Annotated in this window: 15 protein-coding genes; 12 read left to right on the top strand and 3 right to left on the bottom strand. The window is 58.9% G+C overall.

The annotated features are described in order from the left end of the window. Window positions 1-402 precede the first annotated feature (402 nt). From AAGD24_RS08120 to AAGD24_RS08170, 11 genes are all read left to right on the top strand, one after another. Window positions 403-804, top strand: a complete 402-nt coding sequence (locus AAGD24_RS08120) for a MerR family transcriptional regulator (protein WP_085681284.1) — start codon at window positions 403-405, stop codon at window positions 802-804. Between the two features lie 221 nt (window positions 805-1,025). Continuing rightward, window positions 1,026-1,421: a hypothetical protein gene (locus tag AAGD24_RS08125; RefSeq protein WP_126810350.1), complete on the top strand. Its 396-nt coding sequence runs from the start codon at window positions 1,026-1,028 to the stop codon at window positions 1,419-1,421. An 80-nt stretch (window positions 1,422-1,501) separates the two neighbouring features. Continuing rightward, entirely contained in the window at window positions 1,502-3,028 is a 1,527-nt protein-coding gene (locus AAGD24_RS08130; protein WP_126810349.1) for an efflux RND transporter periplasmic adaptor subunit, read from the top strand. Further along, window positions 3,021-6,167, top strand: coding sequence for an efflux RND transporter permease subunit (locus AAGD24_RS08135; protein WP_126810348.1), 3,147 nt, complete (start codon window positions 3,021-3,023; stop codon window positions 6,165-6,167). The genes AAGD24_RS08130 and AAGD24_RS08135 overlap by 8 nt, the downstream gene beginning before the upstream one ends. After that, window positions 6,164-7,396: a TolC family protein gene (locus tag AAGD24_RS08140; RefSeq protein WP_379867050.1), complete on the top strand. Its 1,233-nt coding sequence runs from the start codon at window positions 6,164-6,166 to the stop codon at window positions 7,394-7,396. The genes AAGD24_RS08135 and AAGD24_RS08140 overlap by 4 nt, the downstream gene beginning before the upstream one ends. Before the next feature lie 13 nt (window positions 7,397-7,409). After that, window positions 7,410-7,619 (top strand): hypothetical protein, encoded by a 210-nt coding sequence (locus AAGD24_RS08145; protein WP_085681276.1) that lies wholly within the window; start codon window positions 7,410-7,412, stop codon window positions 7,617-7,619. Between the two features lie 266 nt (window positions 7,620-7,885). Next, on the top strand, window positions 7,886-9,994 hold the full coding sequence (locus tag AAGD24_RS08150; RefSeq protein WP_379867052.1) for a TonB-dependent receptor family protein: 2,109 nt from the start codon (window positions 7,886-7,888) through the stop codon (window positions 9,992-9,994). Then, entirely contained in the window at window positions 9,994-10,917 is a 924-nt protein-coding gene (locus tag AAGD24_RS08155) for an ABC transporter substrate-binding protein (RefSeq protein WP_379867054.1), read from the top strand. The genes AAGD24_RS08150 and AAGD24_RS08155 overlap by 1 nt, the downstream gene beginning before the upstream one ends. Then, the gene (locus AAGD24_RS08160; RefSeq protein ID WP_075194565.1) at window positions 10,914-11,918 is read left to right on the top strand and encodes an iron ABC transporter permease; all 1,005 of its coding nucleotides are present in this window, start codon (window positions 10,914-10,916) and stop codon (window positions 11,916-11,918) included. The genes AAGD24_RS08155 and AAGD24_RS08160 overlap by 4 nt, the downstream gene beginning before the upstream one ends. A gap of 1 nt (window position 11,919) precedes the next feature. Continuing rightward, entirely contained in the window at window positions 11,920-12,996 is a 1,077-nt protein-coding gene (locus tag AAGD24_RS08165; RefSeq protein ID WP_036206344.1) for an iron ABC transporter permease, read from the top strand. Between the two features lie 14 nt (window positions 12,997-13,010). Further along, window positions 13,011-13,850, top strand: a complete 840-nt coding sequence (locus AAGD24_RS08170) for an ABC transporter ATP-binding protein (protein WP_379867056.1) — start codon at window positions 13,011-13,013, stop codon at window positions 13,848-13,850. On the opposite strand, the gene AAGD24_RS08175 is transcribed toward AAGD24_RS08170, so the two are convergent. Genes AAGD24_RS08175 through AAGD24_RS08185 form a run of 3 tightly spaced genes read right to left on the bottom strand, consistent with a single transcriptional unit; the run spans window position 13,847 to window position 16,093 of the window. Next, a complete protein-coding gene (locus AAGD24_RS08175; RefSeq protein ID WP_075194567.1) occupies window positions 13,847-14,818 on the bottom strand; it encodes an NHL repeat-containing protein in 972 nt (323 codons plus the stop codon). The two genes, AAGD24_RS08170 and AAGD24_RS08175, sit on opposite strands and share 4 nt — an antisense overlap. 14 nt (window positions 14,819-14,832) lie before the next feature. Further along, window positions 14,833-15,750: a transporter gene (locus AAGD24_RS08180; RefSeq protein ID WP_379867058.1), complete on the bottom strand. Its 918-nt coding sequence runs from the start codon at window positions 15,748-15,750 to the stop codon at window positions 14,833-14,835. Further along, the gene (locus tag AAGD24_RS08185) at window positions 15,740-16,093 is read right to left on the bottom strand and encodes a heavy-metal-associated domain-containing protein (protein WP_273622947.1); all 354 of its coding nucleotides are present in this window, start codon (window positions 16,091-16,093) and stop codon (window positions 15,740-15,742) included. Before AAGD24_RS08185 ends, AAGD24_RS08180 begins: the two co-directional genes overlap by 11 nt. 389 nt (window positions 16,094-16,482) lie before the next feature. On the opposite strand from AAGD24_RS08185, the gene merT reads away from it, so the two are divergent. Continuing rightward, a complete protein-coding gene (gene merT, locus AAGD24_RS08190; RefSeq protein ID WP_273622945.1) occupies window positions 16,483-16,845 on the top strand; it encodes a mercuric ion transporter MerT in 363 nt (120 codons plus the stop codon). Window positions 16,846-16,850: the final 5 nt, after the last annotated feature.

The following is a 16,850-nucleotide window of genomic DNA, read 5'->3' on the forward strand; positions in this document are numbered from 1 at the left end:
CAGTGATAGCAACAGAGACATAATTCGGCGGTTTGTTGCGGTCATCCTGATTTCTAGCACCACACTGTGAACATTAGTGGCTGTGACACCCAGTAAATCGTTTAGTTCACCGGATGCTAGCAGTTTTTATTTCAACGACACCGCTACATTCTGTGATCGTATCGTCCGGACCCTTTTCCAATTCCGCCTTGTAGCGCCATACTTCAGTGGGTTGGCCGGGGAGTATGCCAACAGAGTCGGGAGTGGCGCGCAGGCTCAGTTCCACATCGTAGTTTTCCAGGTCCAGGCCAAACATGTCCGGCAGCCAGAAGCGCTAGGCCTTCAGAAAAGCTCTTGACCTTAAAGTGTACTTCAAGGTTATTGTTAGCCCTGTGCTTCCAAGATTACGCCTGAGGTGCGTGGATGAAAACGTTCAATATCGGTGAGCTCTCCGAAAAAAGTGGTGTTGCCAGCCATGCAATCCGCTTCTACGAGCGGGAGAATCTCATGCCCGAGCCTGCGCGCACTTCGTCCAACTATCGCCGTTACCCGGAGGATGCGATTGCCCGGTTGCAATTCATTATTCACGCCAAGCAATGGGGCTTCACCCTGGATGAGATTCGCGAACTGCTGATGCTTCAGGATGCCAATGGTGATCGAGCCGATGCCAAACGCATCGCCAGAAAGCAACTGGAGAAGATTCGACATCAGATCCAGAGTCTATCCCGCATTGAGGCGGTCCTGTCGGATTCTCTGGAGGCATGTTCCGGCGAGGGGCCGATGGACGACTGTCCGATTGTCGAAGCTATTGCCCAGAGAGGGTAATGTCATGGCCCACTCCACTAAAATCCAGGCAACAAAAGACTTGACCTTAAAGCCAACTCTAAGGATACCGTCTTGGCGAATGGAAGTAACACAGCGTAAGCCGCCGCGAACCCATGTAATGGTGATCAACCGTCGGGGCGGGTTAGTGATACGCACCAAGTCTTGATATGCGCACATTTTTGTCAAAGCATTTTTAGAATCATCAATATAGGTCACTCCACTTGCCACGCTCAATAACGCCTAAAGCCATTGTTAACCTGCTGTTGCTGATCATGGTAATACAGCCGGTGCTGGCATTTGGGCAATTTACGGCAGACGCAACGGAACATCCTGCCCGTTTCAGCCAATTGGCGACGATGGATTGTTGCAACGCTGGTTTAGCCTCAAATAACGGGCGTTCAGAACAGAATATGGCTTGTGGCGATATGACATCGGTGGATTGTGCTATCGCTGCCAATCAGGGCAACTGCGGTACGATGTTATGTGCACTGGTTTCTGAAAAAGCAGTCGCGCCGGTGCAATCTCTGTCAGACCCCGCCCATCGTCGTCCCCATGAAGGCTATCTCAGCATCATCCTCGATACCCTCACACCACCCCCCAATTCCTCAAAAGCCTGAACTGAGTCTTTAATTTGCACGTTCAGTCGGCCCTGTGGGCGGCGAACGTGCGCTCATAAGCTTTAAACGAGGAAACATCAATGCGCATTGCCTTGGTGGCGATAGTAATCGCTATCGGCTTTGGTCTTGGCTGGCTGACCAGTCAACAAACCATGCCGATGTCTGAGTCAGCCGGTTCTGGTAACCCTGCTGAGGAATCATCTGATAGTAAGCCCTTGTACTGGGTGGCACCCATGGACGCCAACTATCGCCGTGACAAGCCCGGCCAGTCTCCCATGGGTATGGACCTGGTGCCGGTATACGCCGAGGAAAACAGCGGACGGGACGACGGCGGGGTGACGATAAGCGCAGCCGTCCGGGCCAATCTGGGCGTTAGAACCCAGGCGGTGTCCCGGGGTGCGGTTTCTGTTCCGGTTCGAACCGTGGGCTACGTCACCGATGATGAAGACCAACTGATCCACGTTCACAGCCGCATTGCCGGCTGGGTTGAGGTACTGCACGTACGCTCACTGGGGGAAACGGTCAACCGTGGTGAGCCGCTGTACGAGATCTATTCACCGGAGCTGGTAAACGCCCAGCAGGAATTTCTGATGTCTGAGCGCATGAGCCGGGGTTCGCAGTCGGGGGCAGCTGGCGGCAAACTGCGTGCGCTTGGCATGACCGACGCCCAGATCGCCAACCTGAAAAAAACCGGAAAGATCCGCGAGCGCATCACCGTGTTTGCCCCCGGCTCTGGCTATGTGGCCGCCTTGCCCGCCCGTGCCGGTATGTACGTGCGCCCGGATACCGAAATCATGGCCATCGGCAGCCGCGATACGGTGTGGGTGATCGCCGAGTTTTTCGAACGTCAGTCCGGGCTGGTGATGACCGGCCAGGCCGTTGAATTCGCCACGCCATCCATGCCGGGCACCCGTTGGGAAGCCACCATCGATTACGTCTATCCAGAGCTGGATGCGAAGACGCGGACTCTGCGGGCTCGGGTGCGCGTCCCCAATCCAGATGGCCAGCTGCGCCCCAATATGTTCGTGACTCTCACCATGGACGCTCCCATCGGTGGGGACTTGCTCACCATCCCGCGCCCGGCGCTTATCCAGCGAAGTGACAGTCAGCACGTGCTACTGGCCGAAGACGACGGCTATTTTCGTCCGGTGCCCGTCAAGACCGGCCAGGAAGCAGGCGACAGGGTGGTTATTCGCGAGGGGCTGACGGAAGGGCAGCAGGTGGTGGTGTCCGCCCAGTTCCTGATTGATTCAGAAACTAGCCTTGAGGCCGCTATGTTGCGCCTGGAACCGGAGGAGCAAAACAACGCCAGCATGGCCGATAACGGTATGAATTCGATGTCCGGTATGGACACCAACGAGGCCGCGGGCCCGATCCAGAGCCGGGGTGTGATTACCGAGATCAACACTGAAAAACGCAAGGTAACGCTGAATCACGAGCCCATTCCGGCGCTGAACTGGCCGAGCATGACCATGGGATTTTCAGTTGCGCCCGAAGTAACGCTGGATGGCCTGAGCAAGGATGACACGGTGGTCTTCACCCTGACGCCCGCTGGCAAGGGCCAGCAGGTGACTTCGATCACCAGACCGGACTCAGCTCATGATTAACCGTATTATCCAGTGGTCACTCCATAACCGTTTTTTTGTGCTGCTCGCCACCCTCATCCTGACGGGGTGGGGATTGTATTCCGTCAAGGAAACGCCCATTGACGCCATCCCGGACCTGTCGGATGTGCAGGTGATCGTCAAAACTCCCTATCCGGGCCAGGCACCCCAGGTGGTGGAAGACCAGGTGACCTATCCCCTGACCACCGCCATGCTGTCGGTACCGGGCGCCAAGACGGTTCGGGGGTATTCCTTCTTCGGCGATTCCTTCGTTTACGTGATTTTTGATGACGACACCGACCTGTACTGGGCCCGCTCCCGGGTACTGGAGTACCTGAGCCAGGTGGCCGGAGAATTGCCCGATGCCGCCAAACCAGAGCTGGGGCCGGATGCGACGGGCGTTGGCTGGGTATACTCCTACGCCCTGGTAGACCGCACGGGCCAGCATGACTTGTCGGAACTGCGGGCTATTCAGGACTGGTTCCTGAAATTTGAACTGCAAACCGTGCCCGGTGTGTCCGAGGTGGCCAGCGTTGGCGGCATGGTGAAACAGTATCAGGTCGTGGTGAACCCAGACCGACTGCGCGCCCACAACATCACGTTGCAGCGTATTCATGCCGCCATCAACAGCGCCAACCAGGAAACCGGCGCCTCCGTGGTGGAGATGGCCGAGGCGGAATACATGGTCAGGGTTACCGGCTATCTGCAGAACGAGGATGATCTGCGCCAGGTACCGCTGGGTGTTAATGACAATGGCAAGCCCCTGTTGCTGAAGGATGTGGCAGATATCCAGTTAGGACCCCAGATACGTCGGGGTATCGCCGAACTGAATGGAGAAGGCGAGGTGGCTGGTGGCATCGTGGTGATGCGCTTCGGCGAAAACGCACTGGAAACCATTCAGGGGGTCAAACAACGTCTTGAGGAGATTAAGGCCAGCCTCCCGGATGGGGTAGAGGTCGTGCCCACCTACGATCGCTCGACCCTGATCAACAACGCCGTGGACAACCTGTATGGAAAGCTGCTGCAGGAATTCCTGGTGGTCATCCTGATCTGCGCGGTGTTTCTGTTTCACCTTCGCTCCTCGCTGGTGGTCATCGTCAGCCTGCCCGTGGGTATCCTTGCGGCATTCGTGGTGATGCATGCCCAGGGCATCAACGCCAATATCATGTCCCTCGGGGGTATTGCCATTGCCATCGGTGCCATGGTGGACGGGGCCATCGTGATGGTGGAGAACGTCCATAAACACATGGAGCGAACCCCGCTGACACCGCAAAACCGATGGGCCGTGATGTCGCGGGCCGCGGGTGAGGTGGGGCCGGCGCTGTTTTTCTCACTGATGATCATCACCGTGAGCTTTCTGCCGGTCTTCACCCTGGAGGCTCAGGAGGGCAAGCTCTTCGCGCCCCTGGCGTTCACCAAAACATACGCCATGGCGGCAGCAGCGGGGCTGGCCATCACTCTCGTTCCAGTGCTGATGGGCTATTTCATCCGTGGCAGGGTATTGCCAGAGCATCGAAATCCCATCAACCGGATGCTGATCGCCCTGTACCGGCCGATTATCGGCTGGGCTTTGCGACGGCCGGCATTGATGCTTGCCGGAGGCCTGGTGGTGTTGATCATCGGCTTCTGGCCGGCCAACAAGCTGGGCAGTGAATTTATGCCACCCCTGGACGAGGGGGATCTGATGTATATGCCCACCACCTATCCCGGTATCTCCATTGGCAAGGCCCGGCAGATTCTGCAACAGACCGACAAGCTGATCGCCAGTATTCCGGAAGTGGAAACGGTATTCGGCAAAATCGGCCGCGCCGAGACGGCCACCGATCCGGCCCCGCTGACCATGATTGAGACCTTTATCCAGTTCAAACCACGGGACCAGTGGCGACCCGGCGTGACCCCGGAGTCCCTGCGCCGCGAACTGGACAAAACCGTCAGACTTCCGGGCCTTACCAACGCCTGGGTCATGCCCATTAAAACCCGTATCGACATGCTATCCACGGGCATCAAGACCCCGGTGGGCATCAAGGTGGCCGGCCCTGACCTGGCGGTAATCCAGGGTATAGGGGAAGAGCTCGAAAGGGTGTTGACTGACATACCCGGCACAGCCTCTGCGTTTTCCGAGCGGGTGGCCGGCGGACGCTACATCAAGGTGGATATACAGCGCGAGGCTGCCGCCCGTTTCGGGCTGAATATCGCAGACATTCAATCGGTCGTACGTACCGCGATTGGCGGCATGAACGTGGCCAGTACGGTGGAGGGTCTGGAGCGCTATCCCATCAACCTGCGTTATCCCCAGGGTTACCGGGATTCGGTGGAGCAGATGCGCCTGCTGCCGATGGTGACACCCAACGGCCAGCGTATCGCGCTGGCGGATGTGGCGGATATCCGGATCGACAAGGGGCCGCCCATGATCAAGTCGGAAAACGCCCGTATCAATGGCTGGACTCTGGTGGATATCGAGGGCCGGGATCTGGGCAGTTGGGTAAGGGAAGCGCAGTCCGTGGTGCAGAAACAGATCGATCTGCCCGCCGGCTACTCCCTGGCCTGGTCCGGCCAATATGAGTATATGCAGCGTGCCAAGGAACGCCTGACGCTGGTGGTTCCGCTGACCCTGGCGATCATCATCATTCTGTTGTACCTGAACTTCCGCAACCTGACCGAGGTGGGCATTATCCTCGGCACCCTGCCATTCGGCATGATCGGCGGCATCTGGCTGATGTATCTGCTGGGTTACAACCTGTCCGTGGCTGTGGCCGTCGGTTTTATTGCCCTGGCCGGAGTCGCGGTAGAAATCGGTGTACTGATGCTGGTGTACCTGAACCAGTCCCTGCACAACGCTTTGGAGACCGTTGAACATCAGCCCGGGAAACTGTCGGCGGATGCCCTGCGCCAGGCCATCAGCCACGGGGCTGCGCAACGGGTGCGTCCGATCATGATGACCTTCGCGGCCATTGTAGCTGGCCTGGTGCCGATCATGCTGGGCAGTGGCACCGGCTCGGAAGTGATGCAACGCATCGCCGGTCCGATGATCGGTGGCATGGTGACCACGTTGATCCTGACCCTGCTGCTGATTCCGGTGATTTTCTATCTCTGGCAGCGCGCCCGTTTGAAAAAGCTTGCCCAAAAAGGAGCGATCCAATGATTCGACGCCTTGGAACTCAGGCAACTCTGGCGGCATTCATCGCACTTTCGATGCCGGCTGTGGCAGAAACCCGTGAAACGTTGGAGCAATGGATTGCGGAGGCGCTGGCCAACAACGCCTCCCTGAGTGCGCAGCAGGCCGCAATCGAGGCAGCGGAGGCGGACGTGGAAGGTTCAGATACCTGGGCTGACCCTGTCGTCAAGTACGGCATTGCACCCGAAACGCTTGAAGGTCCCAATATGGTCGGGCACCGATTTGAAGTCAGTCAAAAACTGCCGTGGCCGGATCAGCTATCGGCGTCCCGTGGCGCATCGGAGGCGGGCGTGCGTGCGGCAAGACAGGACACCCTGTGGCAGACACGGAAACTGACTGCTTCCGTTAAGGAGGCCTATGCCCGCTTGTGGTATTCGGACCGGGCCATTGAGTTGCATCACGAAACCCGCGCCCTAGTGGAGCAATTAGCGGACATAACCCGGCAAAGACTGGAATACGGCGAAGGCACCCAGAGCGAGTTGCTCAGGATAGAAACGGAACTGGACACTCTGGATGCGCAACTGGTTGAGCTTCAGGCTGAACAGGGTCGCCTCTCCGCCAGCCTGATTCCTTTGTTGGGGCGTCGCCCGAAACCATCCGACCTGGTGCTGCCCGTGCCTTCCCGCTTGCCAATGGTGGCGGAAATCCCTTTAGCAACTGATCATCCGCTGGTCCGGGCCGCGGAGGCACGAACCGCAAAAGCACGGGCCCGGCTGTATGCAGCGGAAGCCGACCGCAGACCCACATTTTCAGCCAGTGCAGGCTACAACAGCCTGTGGGCTGACGAAAGCAAGCGCTGGACGGTGGGCGTGGGCGTTCAGATTCCGTTCAGCGGGCAACGACAGAACAGTGCCGTTCGGAGAGCGGCGGCTGAAGTCTCTCAGCGACAGTGGCAAACCACTCAAGCCCACCGCGATTTGCTGGCGTCAATTGGTGATGTGAAGGCGTCCGTTCAGGCTGGCTACGGCCGCCTTGAAATTCTTGACCAGCGACATCTTCCCAACCAGCGTGCCCATTGGGATGCCAGCCTGAACGAGCTGGCCAGCGGCACTGGCAGACTGGAAAACGCCATCAACAGCGCAAGACAGCTCACTGGCGTAAAGCTCACTCGGGAAGCGGTCATTCGCGACCTATTTAATGCCTGGGCAAGATACGAAGCCCTGCAACCAACGCAAGCCATCAGCGTGTCAAAATAGAAGGGGATTCACCATGAAACGATTACTGGCAATGCTATTCACACTGATCCTGTTACCCGGAGTTGCGCTAGCGGCCCCCGAGAGTGGGTTCTGGGAAGCCTGCAACTCCATGATGTCCGGTATGGGCTGGATGATGCTGCCCATGATGATTATGCCGCTACTGCTGATCACGCTACTGGTGTTGGGCATCCTGGCACTGATCAAATACTTGCGAAACCGGTAGCGACGAAACGATTCACTTTGAAGAAGGAGATCAGGTAAGTGGCCATGTCCCCGACATGGCCACTCCGCCTACGGACGGCGAAACGCAGTGCCTACGCCTGGAATATTTCCCATCAGGCGTTTCTGATGCATCCCCACCCAAACGAATATTTCATCGAATAGTCCGGGAAGCGGGACTTCAGGCAGGAACAATCTGTTTTAATTGTAATGCGAATTATTATCAGTAAAATGCGCAATCAAATTTAATAACACGTGCTGGAGAATCCAATGTCAAAGTCCGAAGTTTCAACGCCACTGCGCCGCCATCGACTGTCTGTTGCTATAGCCATGCTCCCCGTGTCGTTTCTGGCTATTGGCTCGGCGTCCGCTTTGGGACAGGAGCAGGCTGATGCGCCCACCCAGCTACCCGGCCTCAATGTTACTGCTGACTGGCTTGGTCCACCGACCGAAGAGTCCGAGAAGACCTATACAGGGGCCCGCACGGTGGTGGAGGAAGATCAGCTCCAGGCGACCGGAGCGCTGAATCTGAACGACGCCCTGCGCCCGGTTCCGGGGCTCACGGTGCTTGATGAAACTGGCACGGGCATCCTTCCCAACATCGGTGTGCGTGGTCTGAACCCGCTGCGCAGTGAACGGCTTCAGATTCTGCTGGACGGTTACCCGATTGCCATCGGCCCCTACAGCAACGTGGGCGTGTCGCTTTTCCCGGTTACACTTCCGAGCCTGGAAGTCGTTGATATTGTCCGGGGTGGCGCCTCCGTTCACTACGGCCCCAACAACGTGGGCGGCGTGGTGAATTTCGTCACCAAACCGATTCCGGCGGAAACCTCCCAGACCCTTCGTGAGCGGGCGACCATTGCGGAAGAAACCGGCAATGTCTTTACCGATACCTATTACCGTGTTGGCGGCCGGGCGACCGACAAGCTCGACCTGCAGTTCCAGGCCAACGTCCAGCGCGGCGACGGATTTCGCGATCACTCCGATACCGAAGTGGATAACCTGATCCTGGACGCCCGCTATTACCTGAACGACCAGCATGAACTGGCCACCCAGCTGCAATACTATCGCGTCGAGGCCGAACTGCCCGGTGCCCTGACACCGCAAGCCTATGAAGAGGATCGCACCCAGAGCCAGCGCCCACATGACGGATATGAAGCGGACATGAGCCGCGCGACCTTCACCTGGACATACACGCCGGCCGATAACGTGGAATTCCAATGGCGCAACTTTGTGCACGATGCCGACCGCACCTTCTACTTCGGCCAAAACCTCAGCGGCACCGGCCACTGGGCGGACCCGGGGCTGGATTCCACCCATGTCGCGGATTCACCACGATTGTTCACCGTATTGGGCACGGAGCCACGGCTTGCTATTCGCCACGGCCGCCACGACATTACCGTGGGTGCACGATTTGTCAGCGAGGATGTGGAGTTCGACGTTAATCGCCTGGAATTTTCCTCCGGTAACCGTTCCGTGGCGCGCGACTGGCACCTGGACACCCGGGCTATGGCATTTTACATCAGTGATACTGTGTCGTTCCTGGATGACCGCCTGACGGTGACACCGGGCCTGCGCTATGAAGATGTCGACATGGACTTCCGTGACAACCTGACTGGCAACACCGAGGAAAACAACGCGGATGAGCTGTTGCCGGGCCTGACCGTAGGCTATCAGGCGTCTGATGACCTGTTTGTCTTTGCCAACAGCCAGCGCTCTCTGGTGCCGGTACAGATTGCCCAGACCACCCGTGACGGTGCAGTTGCCAATGAAACAGCGTGGAACCACGAGCTGGGCGCGCGCCTGCAGGTCACCCCCGAGCTGCTGTCTTCAGCGACCTTGTTCCGCATTGATTATGAGGATCAGATCCAATTTAACAGCTCGACCAGTCGTTTCGAGAACCTGGGAGAAACCCGCCACCAGGGGGTCGAATTGTCGAACCGCTGGGCCCTCAACAGTCAGTGGGAACTGGGCCTTGGCTATACCTTCCTCGACACCGAGCAGTTGACCGGTGACAACGAGGGCAACGAACTTCCCAACGCACCGACCCATAAAGTCAGTGCGGAGGCGCTGTACAGTTACCAGGCCTGGGACGCCAGCCTGAACTGGGTTTACGTTAGCGAAAGCTACAGCGATGCGGACAACACCGAAGAAGAAACCAGCAATGGCAGTGCCGGTGAGTTGCCGGACTACCATCTGGTCACAACCAGAGTCGGTCGCGATTTTGCGGTTGGCGGTGATCGTGTGCTGAACCTGGGCCTGGCCGTCAACAACCTGCTGGATGAGGATTACTACTTCCGGGGCGTGGACGTCAGCCCGGTCGGCCGTGTGCCCCAGCCGGGCCGAAGCTTTATTCTTGAGGCACAGCTCGACTTCTGATGGCCTGCTTACGGAACCGGATCGCAAAGATCCTGCTCGTTGTGTTGCTATCGCCTGCGTCAGGATGGGCGCAAGACGAGAATATCCGGTTGACGGATGACCGCGGGGAAACCCTGCGGTTGTCCGCACCGGCGGTCCGGCCCGCTGCGATTTCGACCTTTGGGGCGGATGTCGCACTGGCGCTGGATACACCGCCGGTTGCGGTCACCGACTACGGACTTCAGGGCGTGCCCGACTACCTGGCGTCACGGTTAGATGGGGTGACGGGGCTCGGCCCCCGACATCAGCCCAACCTGGAGGTACTGTCGTCGGTCCGGCCGGATCTTGTCATCGCCATTCGCCGTTATACCGAGAAAGACGGTGACCAGATTGAAGCCATCGCCCCGATGCTGGCCCTGGACCTGATCACGGTCCAGGACAGCTTGCGGGGCTTAGAGTTGGCGGGGCAGGCACTGGGTGCACCGGCGAAAGCCAGCGCACTCAACACCCGCTTTCGTGATCGCGTTCAATTACTCGCGGACCGCAACAAACCAGAGCCTGCCGAGACGGTGGCGCTGCTGACCAGCGGTAGTGAAACCCCCTTCGTTTATTACGACCATTTTCTGCCAACGGCGTTGCTGGAACGTCTGGGCTTCGACAATGTCGGTGGCCAGACGCCGAATCCGGACAGTGGCATCCCACTAGGCTACCGGATCAGTCTCGAAGCCTTGCTGGAGCTGAATCCGGACACCATTCTGCTGTTGCCCACCAGCCGACAGCGCGCGTTCACGATGAACCCCATCTGGCCCTATCTCAAAGCCGTGCGTACTGACCAGGTTTACGAAGTGCCGCATTACTGGAAAGAAGGTGCCGGTCCGATTGCCCGGGAGCGTATCCTGGACGACATACAGCGACTGCTGCTGACGTCGGAACCCGACAAATGACGGGTGACGATTCAGCCATACGCCCGATGGGCCTCTATGGAGCAACGGTATTTCTCCTCGTGCTGTTGTTCTTCGTTGGCCTGATGGCGGGCTCCCGATGGGTGTCACCGACCTCGTTGCTGTCAGCCATCGACGGCAGCAGCGACTTGCTGACGCGCATCACCGTGCTGGAACTGCGGCTGCCGCGCAACCTGCTCGGTATCCTTGGTGGGGCGGCCCTCGGGGTTGCGGGTGCTGTCATGCAGGGCGTTACCCGGAATTCGCTGGCATCCCCCGGCCTCACCGGCGTGATTGCTTCTGCTGCCCTGGCGGTGGTGTCGCTTCGAACCCTGAGTTCGCCGGGCGCACTGTGGCTGCCGCTGATGGCTCTTGCCGGGGGGCTGCTCGGTGGTGCTCTGACGTTTGCTATCGCTGGCCGCCGTCAGCTTCAGCCCGAGCGTGTGGTACTCGCCGGCATCGCCGTCACGTCACTGGCTACTGCTCTCACCACGGGCCTTCTACTGGTGTCCGGGGCGGAGGCGGCGGAATTGTATTACTGGCTGGCGGGTAGCCTGATGGGGCGGGGCTGGCTTCAGCTTCAAATGGTGCTGCCTTGGCTGCTGCTTCCGCTCGGTGCCCTGATTGTGATGCAGAGACCCTTCCGCTTACTGCAACTTGATGATGATCTGGCGCTGGCCATGGGGTTGTCGGTCGGCCGCTGGCGACTGATATTTTTGCTGCTGGCCTTATTGCTGGCCGCCGCGCTGGTCGCCTTCACCGGCCCGATCGTGTTTATTGGACTGGTGGCGCCGCACATTGCCAGGCGGCTGGCCGGCAACCAGATCCAGCACTGGCTGCCCCTGAGTGCTCTGTTTGGAGGGTTGTTGTTGCTGGCGGCGGATATCCTGGCTCGGCAACTGGCCTTTCCCCAGGAGCTACCCGTCGGTATGCTGACGGCCCTTATTGGGGCCCCCTGGCTGATCTATCTGCTTAACTCGCGAACCTCACCCCGGAGCGCATAACGTGACCCATCCGGCTACGACCACGCCTCGGGCAGACCGCCGTGGAATGCAGATTCCAGGCGCCGGCCCGGTTGCCCGGCTGCTTCTGGCTGGCGGGCTCAGTCTGGTTGTTGTCATCGTCGCGGGCGTCCAGCTGGGGGCGGTGGACCTGACGTGGTCCCAGGTGTGGGCCGGGCTGACCGGTGACAGCACTCAACACGTGCAGCGAGTGGTCTTCGAATTACGGTTGCCCCGCACCCTGACCGGCGCCCTGATTGGTATTCACTTTGCCCTGTCAGGGTGGCTGTTACAGTTGCTTAGCCGCAATCCGTTGGCAGAAGCCGGCATTCTCGGCATCTCCGCCGGCGCCAGCCTGGTGGCGGTCGTCGCTTTTATTATCGGAGACTGGTTGGTATCCAGTGCCGATCCCTACAACAATACGTCATTTGCCCTTCAATATTTGCCCCTGTTTGCCATGGCAGGCGGGCTGGTAACGGCGCTTGCGGTGTACTTCCTGGGCATGCGGCATGGCCAGCTGTCGCCGGTCAAAATGACGCTGACCGGTGCGGTCATTGCCGGTATGTTGCATGCACTGACCACCGGTGCACTGGCGTTCTGGGGCCACGCCCATACTGAACTGGTTGCCCAGTGGCTGGCCGGCTCACTGTACGGCGCTGAATGGCAGCACCTCCGCACGTTGCTGCCATGGACGGTTATTGGTCTGATCGGTGTCGGTCTGCTAGTGCGTCCCCTGGAAGTCATGCAGCTTGACGATCAACACGTTCGCACTCTGGGCCTGGGCCTGAACCGCTGGCGCGCCTTTGCCCTGCTGATTGCCACCCTGCTGGCGGCCAGTGCCGTGGGCGTGGTGGGGCCGGTTGGCTTCATTGGTTTGCTGATTCCCCACATCAGCCGACGGCTGGCTGGGGCCAACCTTCCGGTCCAACTGGTGTTGTGTGTACTATTGGGAGCGGTGCTGGCGGTATTGGCGGATTTACTCGGCCGGACGCTGTTTACACCCTACGAAGTGCCCGTGGGTGTGGTTTCCGCCGTTCTTGGTGTACCGTTCTTTCTTTATCTGTTATCGCGACAACCCTGAGGCCGGGATTCTCCATGTTACGAACCGAGCAGCTCTCTCTTGCCTATGGCTCCAAGCCGGTCGTGGACAACGTCTCGCTGGCCATTCCCGAGGGTGGGATTACCTGTCTGCTGGGCCCCAACGGTTCTGGTAAAAGTACCTTGCTGAAAAGCTTTGCGGGCCTGCTGCCGGCCCGCTCCGGTCAGGTCTACCTGGACGACCAGCCGGTTGACCAATGGCACCGGGGCAAACTGGCCCTCAGGCTCGCCATGCTGCCCCAGAAACCGATCGTTCCCGATGGCATTCGGGTTCAGGATCTGGTGGCGCTGGGTCGTTTCCCACACCGCAAATGGTGGCAGCGCAACCTCACCACCGACGACAACGCAACCCTCGATGCCATGGCAATGACGGGGGTCTCGGATCTGGCGGAGCGACCGGTAGAAGCGCTGTCCGGCGGGCAACAGCAGCGGGTATGGATCGCCATGGCCCTGGCCCAGGAAACCGACATTCTGCTGCTGGACGAACCCACCACGTTTCTGGACTGGGGCTACCAGCTGGAAGTACTGGAATTGCTGTCCAAGCTGAATCGGGAACACGGGCTGACGGTGGTGATGTCATTGCATGACCTGAACCAGGCCGCACAATTTGCCGACCGGATTGCGGTTCTGGCGGACGGCCGGCTCGAAACCATCGGCAGCCCCGGAGAGGTTATTACCGAGCCCCTGATCAACCGGGTCTTTCGGGTGCATACCCGCGTGACAACGGGACGGGACGGCCGACCATTCTGTTCCGGATTTGCCGAGTCTTTCCGGGACAGCCCGACACCGAACCATCACGGTCTGATCCACGGGATGGCTGAGCATCAGACCACTTAATCCGGCTCCCACCTCCCGACCCGGTTGTCGGCAAAATTCACGCTCCACACCGCTCCATCATGGCCAGCGGCAACCGCCATCGCCATGTGGCCGGGGTTCTCCGGCTCGCTGCCAAATGCGGTGAGGTAACCCCCATCCGCCGCGAACTTCTGTATACGATCATTATAGAAATCCGCCACAAAGACATTGCCTTCGGGGCCAATCGCGATGGACGTCGTGGTGGTGAACCAGCCCTTGAAAGGCCCGTAAAGGCCCAGGGCAAACGGCCCTCCCCACTTGTGCAGGAAATCGCCGCCAGCGTCAAAAACCTGGACACGATTTCCGTAGCCATCGGCCACGTAGAGAGCCCCATCCTTTCCCAGAGCCACGTCGGTTGGATAGGTAAACTCGCCGGCACTCCTGCCAGTCTTCCCGGTTGTTCCCCACTGTTTGACGAATGAGCCATCCGTGTTCAAATGTTGCACACGGTGATTGTAAAAGTCCGCCACAAACAGATCACCGCCATTGGCCACTGCAACACCTCCGGGCGCGTTAAACTGGCCAGGCCCCTTGCCGGGGCTGCCAATGATCCTCAGCGGCTCGCCAGCCAAGCTGAACACCTGAATCCGGTCGTTCATATACTCTGGCACGTAGAGTTTGTCGTTGTGTATGGTCAGGTTCATCGGCCGCCCAAGTTCCCCGAGTTCATCACCGGGGGTGCCGAACGCCCGTTTGAAGCGCCCCTGGTGATCGAAAACCTGGATACGCCCGTTGCGGGCATCGGACACGAACACTTCGGTGTCTGTTACCGCAACCCCGGTGGGGTCGTTGAATTGCCCCGCGCCACTGCCTTTTTCACCCCAGGTCTGTACCAGTGAATACGGTGGTTCCTGATTCCAGTTGATGGCGCCGCCTGCGCATCCGATTAACGTGATCGCAATCAGAAGGCCCAACATACTGAAGCCTGACCACTTGGCGATTTTTTTCATGCTGCCATCAACCCCTAGAAATTGCGGCGAAAGCCAACCCGCACGATGTAATCGTCCTGAATGGCATCACCATTGGGATCTTCGGCCACCGGCAGTTGTACCGTGCCCTCGACGACCCAACGCCGGGTGATGTATTGCACGCCCGGCGCCAGCAGCCATTGGGTACCGCCGGAATTGGCATCGGTACCACTGCCAATCTCGTTGCGTTCGCGGTGAACGAAACTGGATTCGAGTAGTGCATAGGTAAAGCCTGGTGTGCCGGAAATGCCTTCAAGGCTAGGCGGCCAGATCCGGTATTGCATTGAGGCGTCGAGACGGGTCTCGTCGCCGTGGGCGAAACCGTCGTGGCGCCCGTTTTCGCGATATAGTAACTGCGCGTCCATTTGGTACTGCAGCGTCTGATAGGTGGCCACCACGCCGCCAAACCCATCCCAGGCTCCGTCACCAACCTGCAATGGACGTGGCAGTTCGCCGAAACGATCGCGGTCGTCACTGTCCCCGGTTGGTGCAGTGAGCCCGAAAATCGGCGCGATCCGGAAGGTGCCGCCGGTGAAGTCGTCCTGGTAAGCCGTGTAGCGCCCGAACAGCGAGACGTCGCCGATGCCACCGGTATCGCGCTCAATCCGGCCCATGGGCGTGGTGACGTCCAGTGCCTTGTTGAAAAAGTAAGGGACAACGCCGAACACCGCCAGCTTCGGGGTAATGCCATAACCCAGGACACTGCCCAGAGCCTGGACCGAAACCTCGCGATCCATAGGCCCATCATCGGAACGCTCTCGTAAGACCAGTTGCTCCCGCCAGATGGTTTCACCCTGCGGCACGGGCAGAGCCGTGTTAAAGGTGTTGGGTGCGGCTTGTGCCGAAGGCACACCGGTCAGTACCAGGGCTCCGACCAGCAGGGACAAGCCGATTGACTGGTTGTTATTTCGCATCGCTGCCTCCTGTTTCGCCGTCGGCCTCTGAGTAGGAGCGCAGCGTGAAGCCGGCCTCTTCAACAGCCTGACGTGCCCGCTCCTCCGAGAGCGTCTTGCCCTCCTCAAGGGTGACATTCACAGTACTTTTCCCAACGTCCACCTCCACGCCGGTGACGCCATCCACTTTATTCAGACGTTTCTCGATGCCATAGGCACAGAAGGGACAGGCCAGGCCGTCCACGCCCAATACGTAGCTTTTGTCGGCGGCCAGCGCGGCAACGCTGAAGATCAAGGCCGCTAAAACCAAGAAATATTTCTTTAACATGACGCGTCCCTCTGGTGAGATGAAGCTGTGTTTCAAGGGTAGACTCCGTACCAAGATACGGCGTTAAGGAATTACTCTGTCTTGTTCATGATGCTTGTGGAATAGCCCTCAGTTTGCTCCAGCGCATCAAATATGGAACAGCACTGCAACGGACCTTGACCGGGACAACGGTCCACAAGTGCCGCAAGTCTCTGGCGGATTTGTCGTAACTGGTCAATCACCCACCGCGTCAGCCACTTTGCCAATGGTCATGTCTGTCATGGCAGAACCCCCACCCAGTAGATTCGAATAATAAGAGTAGTGCCCGTACCACGGTACGGGGTCAAGAGTGCTGAACATTCCATAGGAGTGCAGGGCTTGACTCCGTAGCCGACTACGGAAGTATTTTGAAGATAGCCAGCAAAGTCATGAAAGGAACCGTCGTAATGTCAGAGTTGAAATCAGAGTCCAAATCCGGTCGCGGGTCTTTAGTCGCAGGCGGGATCGCAGCAGTGCTCGCATCGGCCTGCTGTCTTGGCCCCCTGGTCCTGATCGCCCTTGGTGTTTCCGGTGCCTGGATCGGCAACCTGGCTGCTCTGGAGCCTTACCGGCCGTGGTTCATTGGTGCTGCTCTGGTGGCGATGGTCTTTGCCTGGCGTCGGATATACCGGCCTGCACAGGATTGCCAGCCGGGCGAGGTCTGCGCAGTACCGCAAGTGCGCACCGCTTACAAGATCACTTTCTGGATCGTCGCGTTGCTCGTACTGATCGCGTTGGCATTCCCTTTCGTCTTACCGCTATTTTACTGAGAGGC

The sequence above is a fragment of the Marinobacter sp. M5B genome (assembly GCF_042604615.1).
GTDB classification, from domain to species: domain Bacteria; phylum Pseudomonadota; class Gammaproteobacteria; order Pseudomonadales; family Oleiphilaceae; genus Marinobacter; species Marinobacter salarius.

What these genes read in the sequence shown, in the direction of transcription:
- AAGD24_RS08120 (WP_085681284.1), top strand. Translation starts at nt 403, where the DNA reads ATGAAAACGTTCAATATCGGTGAGCTCTCCGAAAAAAGTGGTGTTGCC.
- AAGD24_RS08130 (WP_126810349.1), top strand. Translation starts at nt 1,502, where the DNA reads ATGCGCATTGCCTTGGTGGCGATAGTAATCGCTATCGGCTTTGGTCTT.
- AAGD24_RS08135 (WP_126810348.1), top strand. Translation starts at nt 3,021, where the DNA reads ATGATTAACCGTATTATCCAGTGGTCACTCCATAACCGTTTTTTTGTG.
- AAGD24_RS08140 (WP_379867050.1), top strand. Translation starts at nt 6,164, where the DNA reads ATGATTCGACGCCTTGGAACTCAGGCAACTCTGGCGGCATTCATCGCA.
- AAGD24_RS08145 (WP_085681276.1), top strand. Translation starts at nt 7,410, where the DNA reads ATGAAACGATTACTGGCAATGCTATTCACACTGATCCTGTTACCCGGA.
- AAGD24_RS08150 (WP_379867052.1), top strand. Translation starts at nt 7,886, where the DNA reads ATGTCAAAGTCCGAAGTTTCAACGCCACTGCGCCGCCATCGACTGTCT.
- AAGD24_RS08155 (WP_379867054.1), top strand. Translation starts at nt 9,994, where the DNA reads ATGGCCTGCTTACGGAACCGGATCGCAAAGATCCTGCTCGTTGTGTTG.
- AAGD24_RS08160 (WP_075194565.1), top strand. Translation starts at nt 10,914, where the DNA reads ATGACGGGTGACGATTCAGCCATACGCCCGATGGGCCTCTATGGAGCA.
- AAGD24_RS08170 (WP_379867056.1), top strand. Translation starts at nt 13,011, where the DNA reads ATGTTACGAACCGAGCAGCTCTCTCTTGCCTATGGCTCCAAGCCGGTC.
- AAGD24_RS08175 (WP_075194567.1), bottom strand. Translation starts at nt 14,818, where the DNA reads ATGAAAAAAATCGCCAAGTGGTCAGGCTTCAGTATGTTGGGCCTTCTG.
- AAGD24_RS08180 (WP_379867058.1), bottom strand. Translation starts at nt 15,750, where the DNA reads ATGCGAAATAACAACCAGTCAATCGGCTTGTCCCTGCTGGTCGGAGCC.
- merT (WP_273622945.1), top strand. Translation starts at nt 16,483, where the DNA reads ATGTCAGAGTTGAAATCAGAGTCCAAATCCGGTCGCGGGTCTTTAGTC.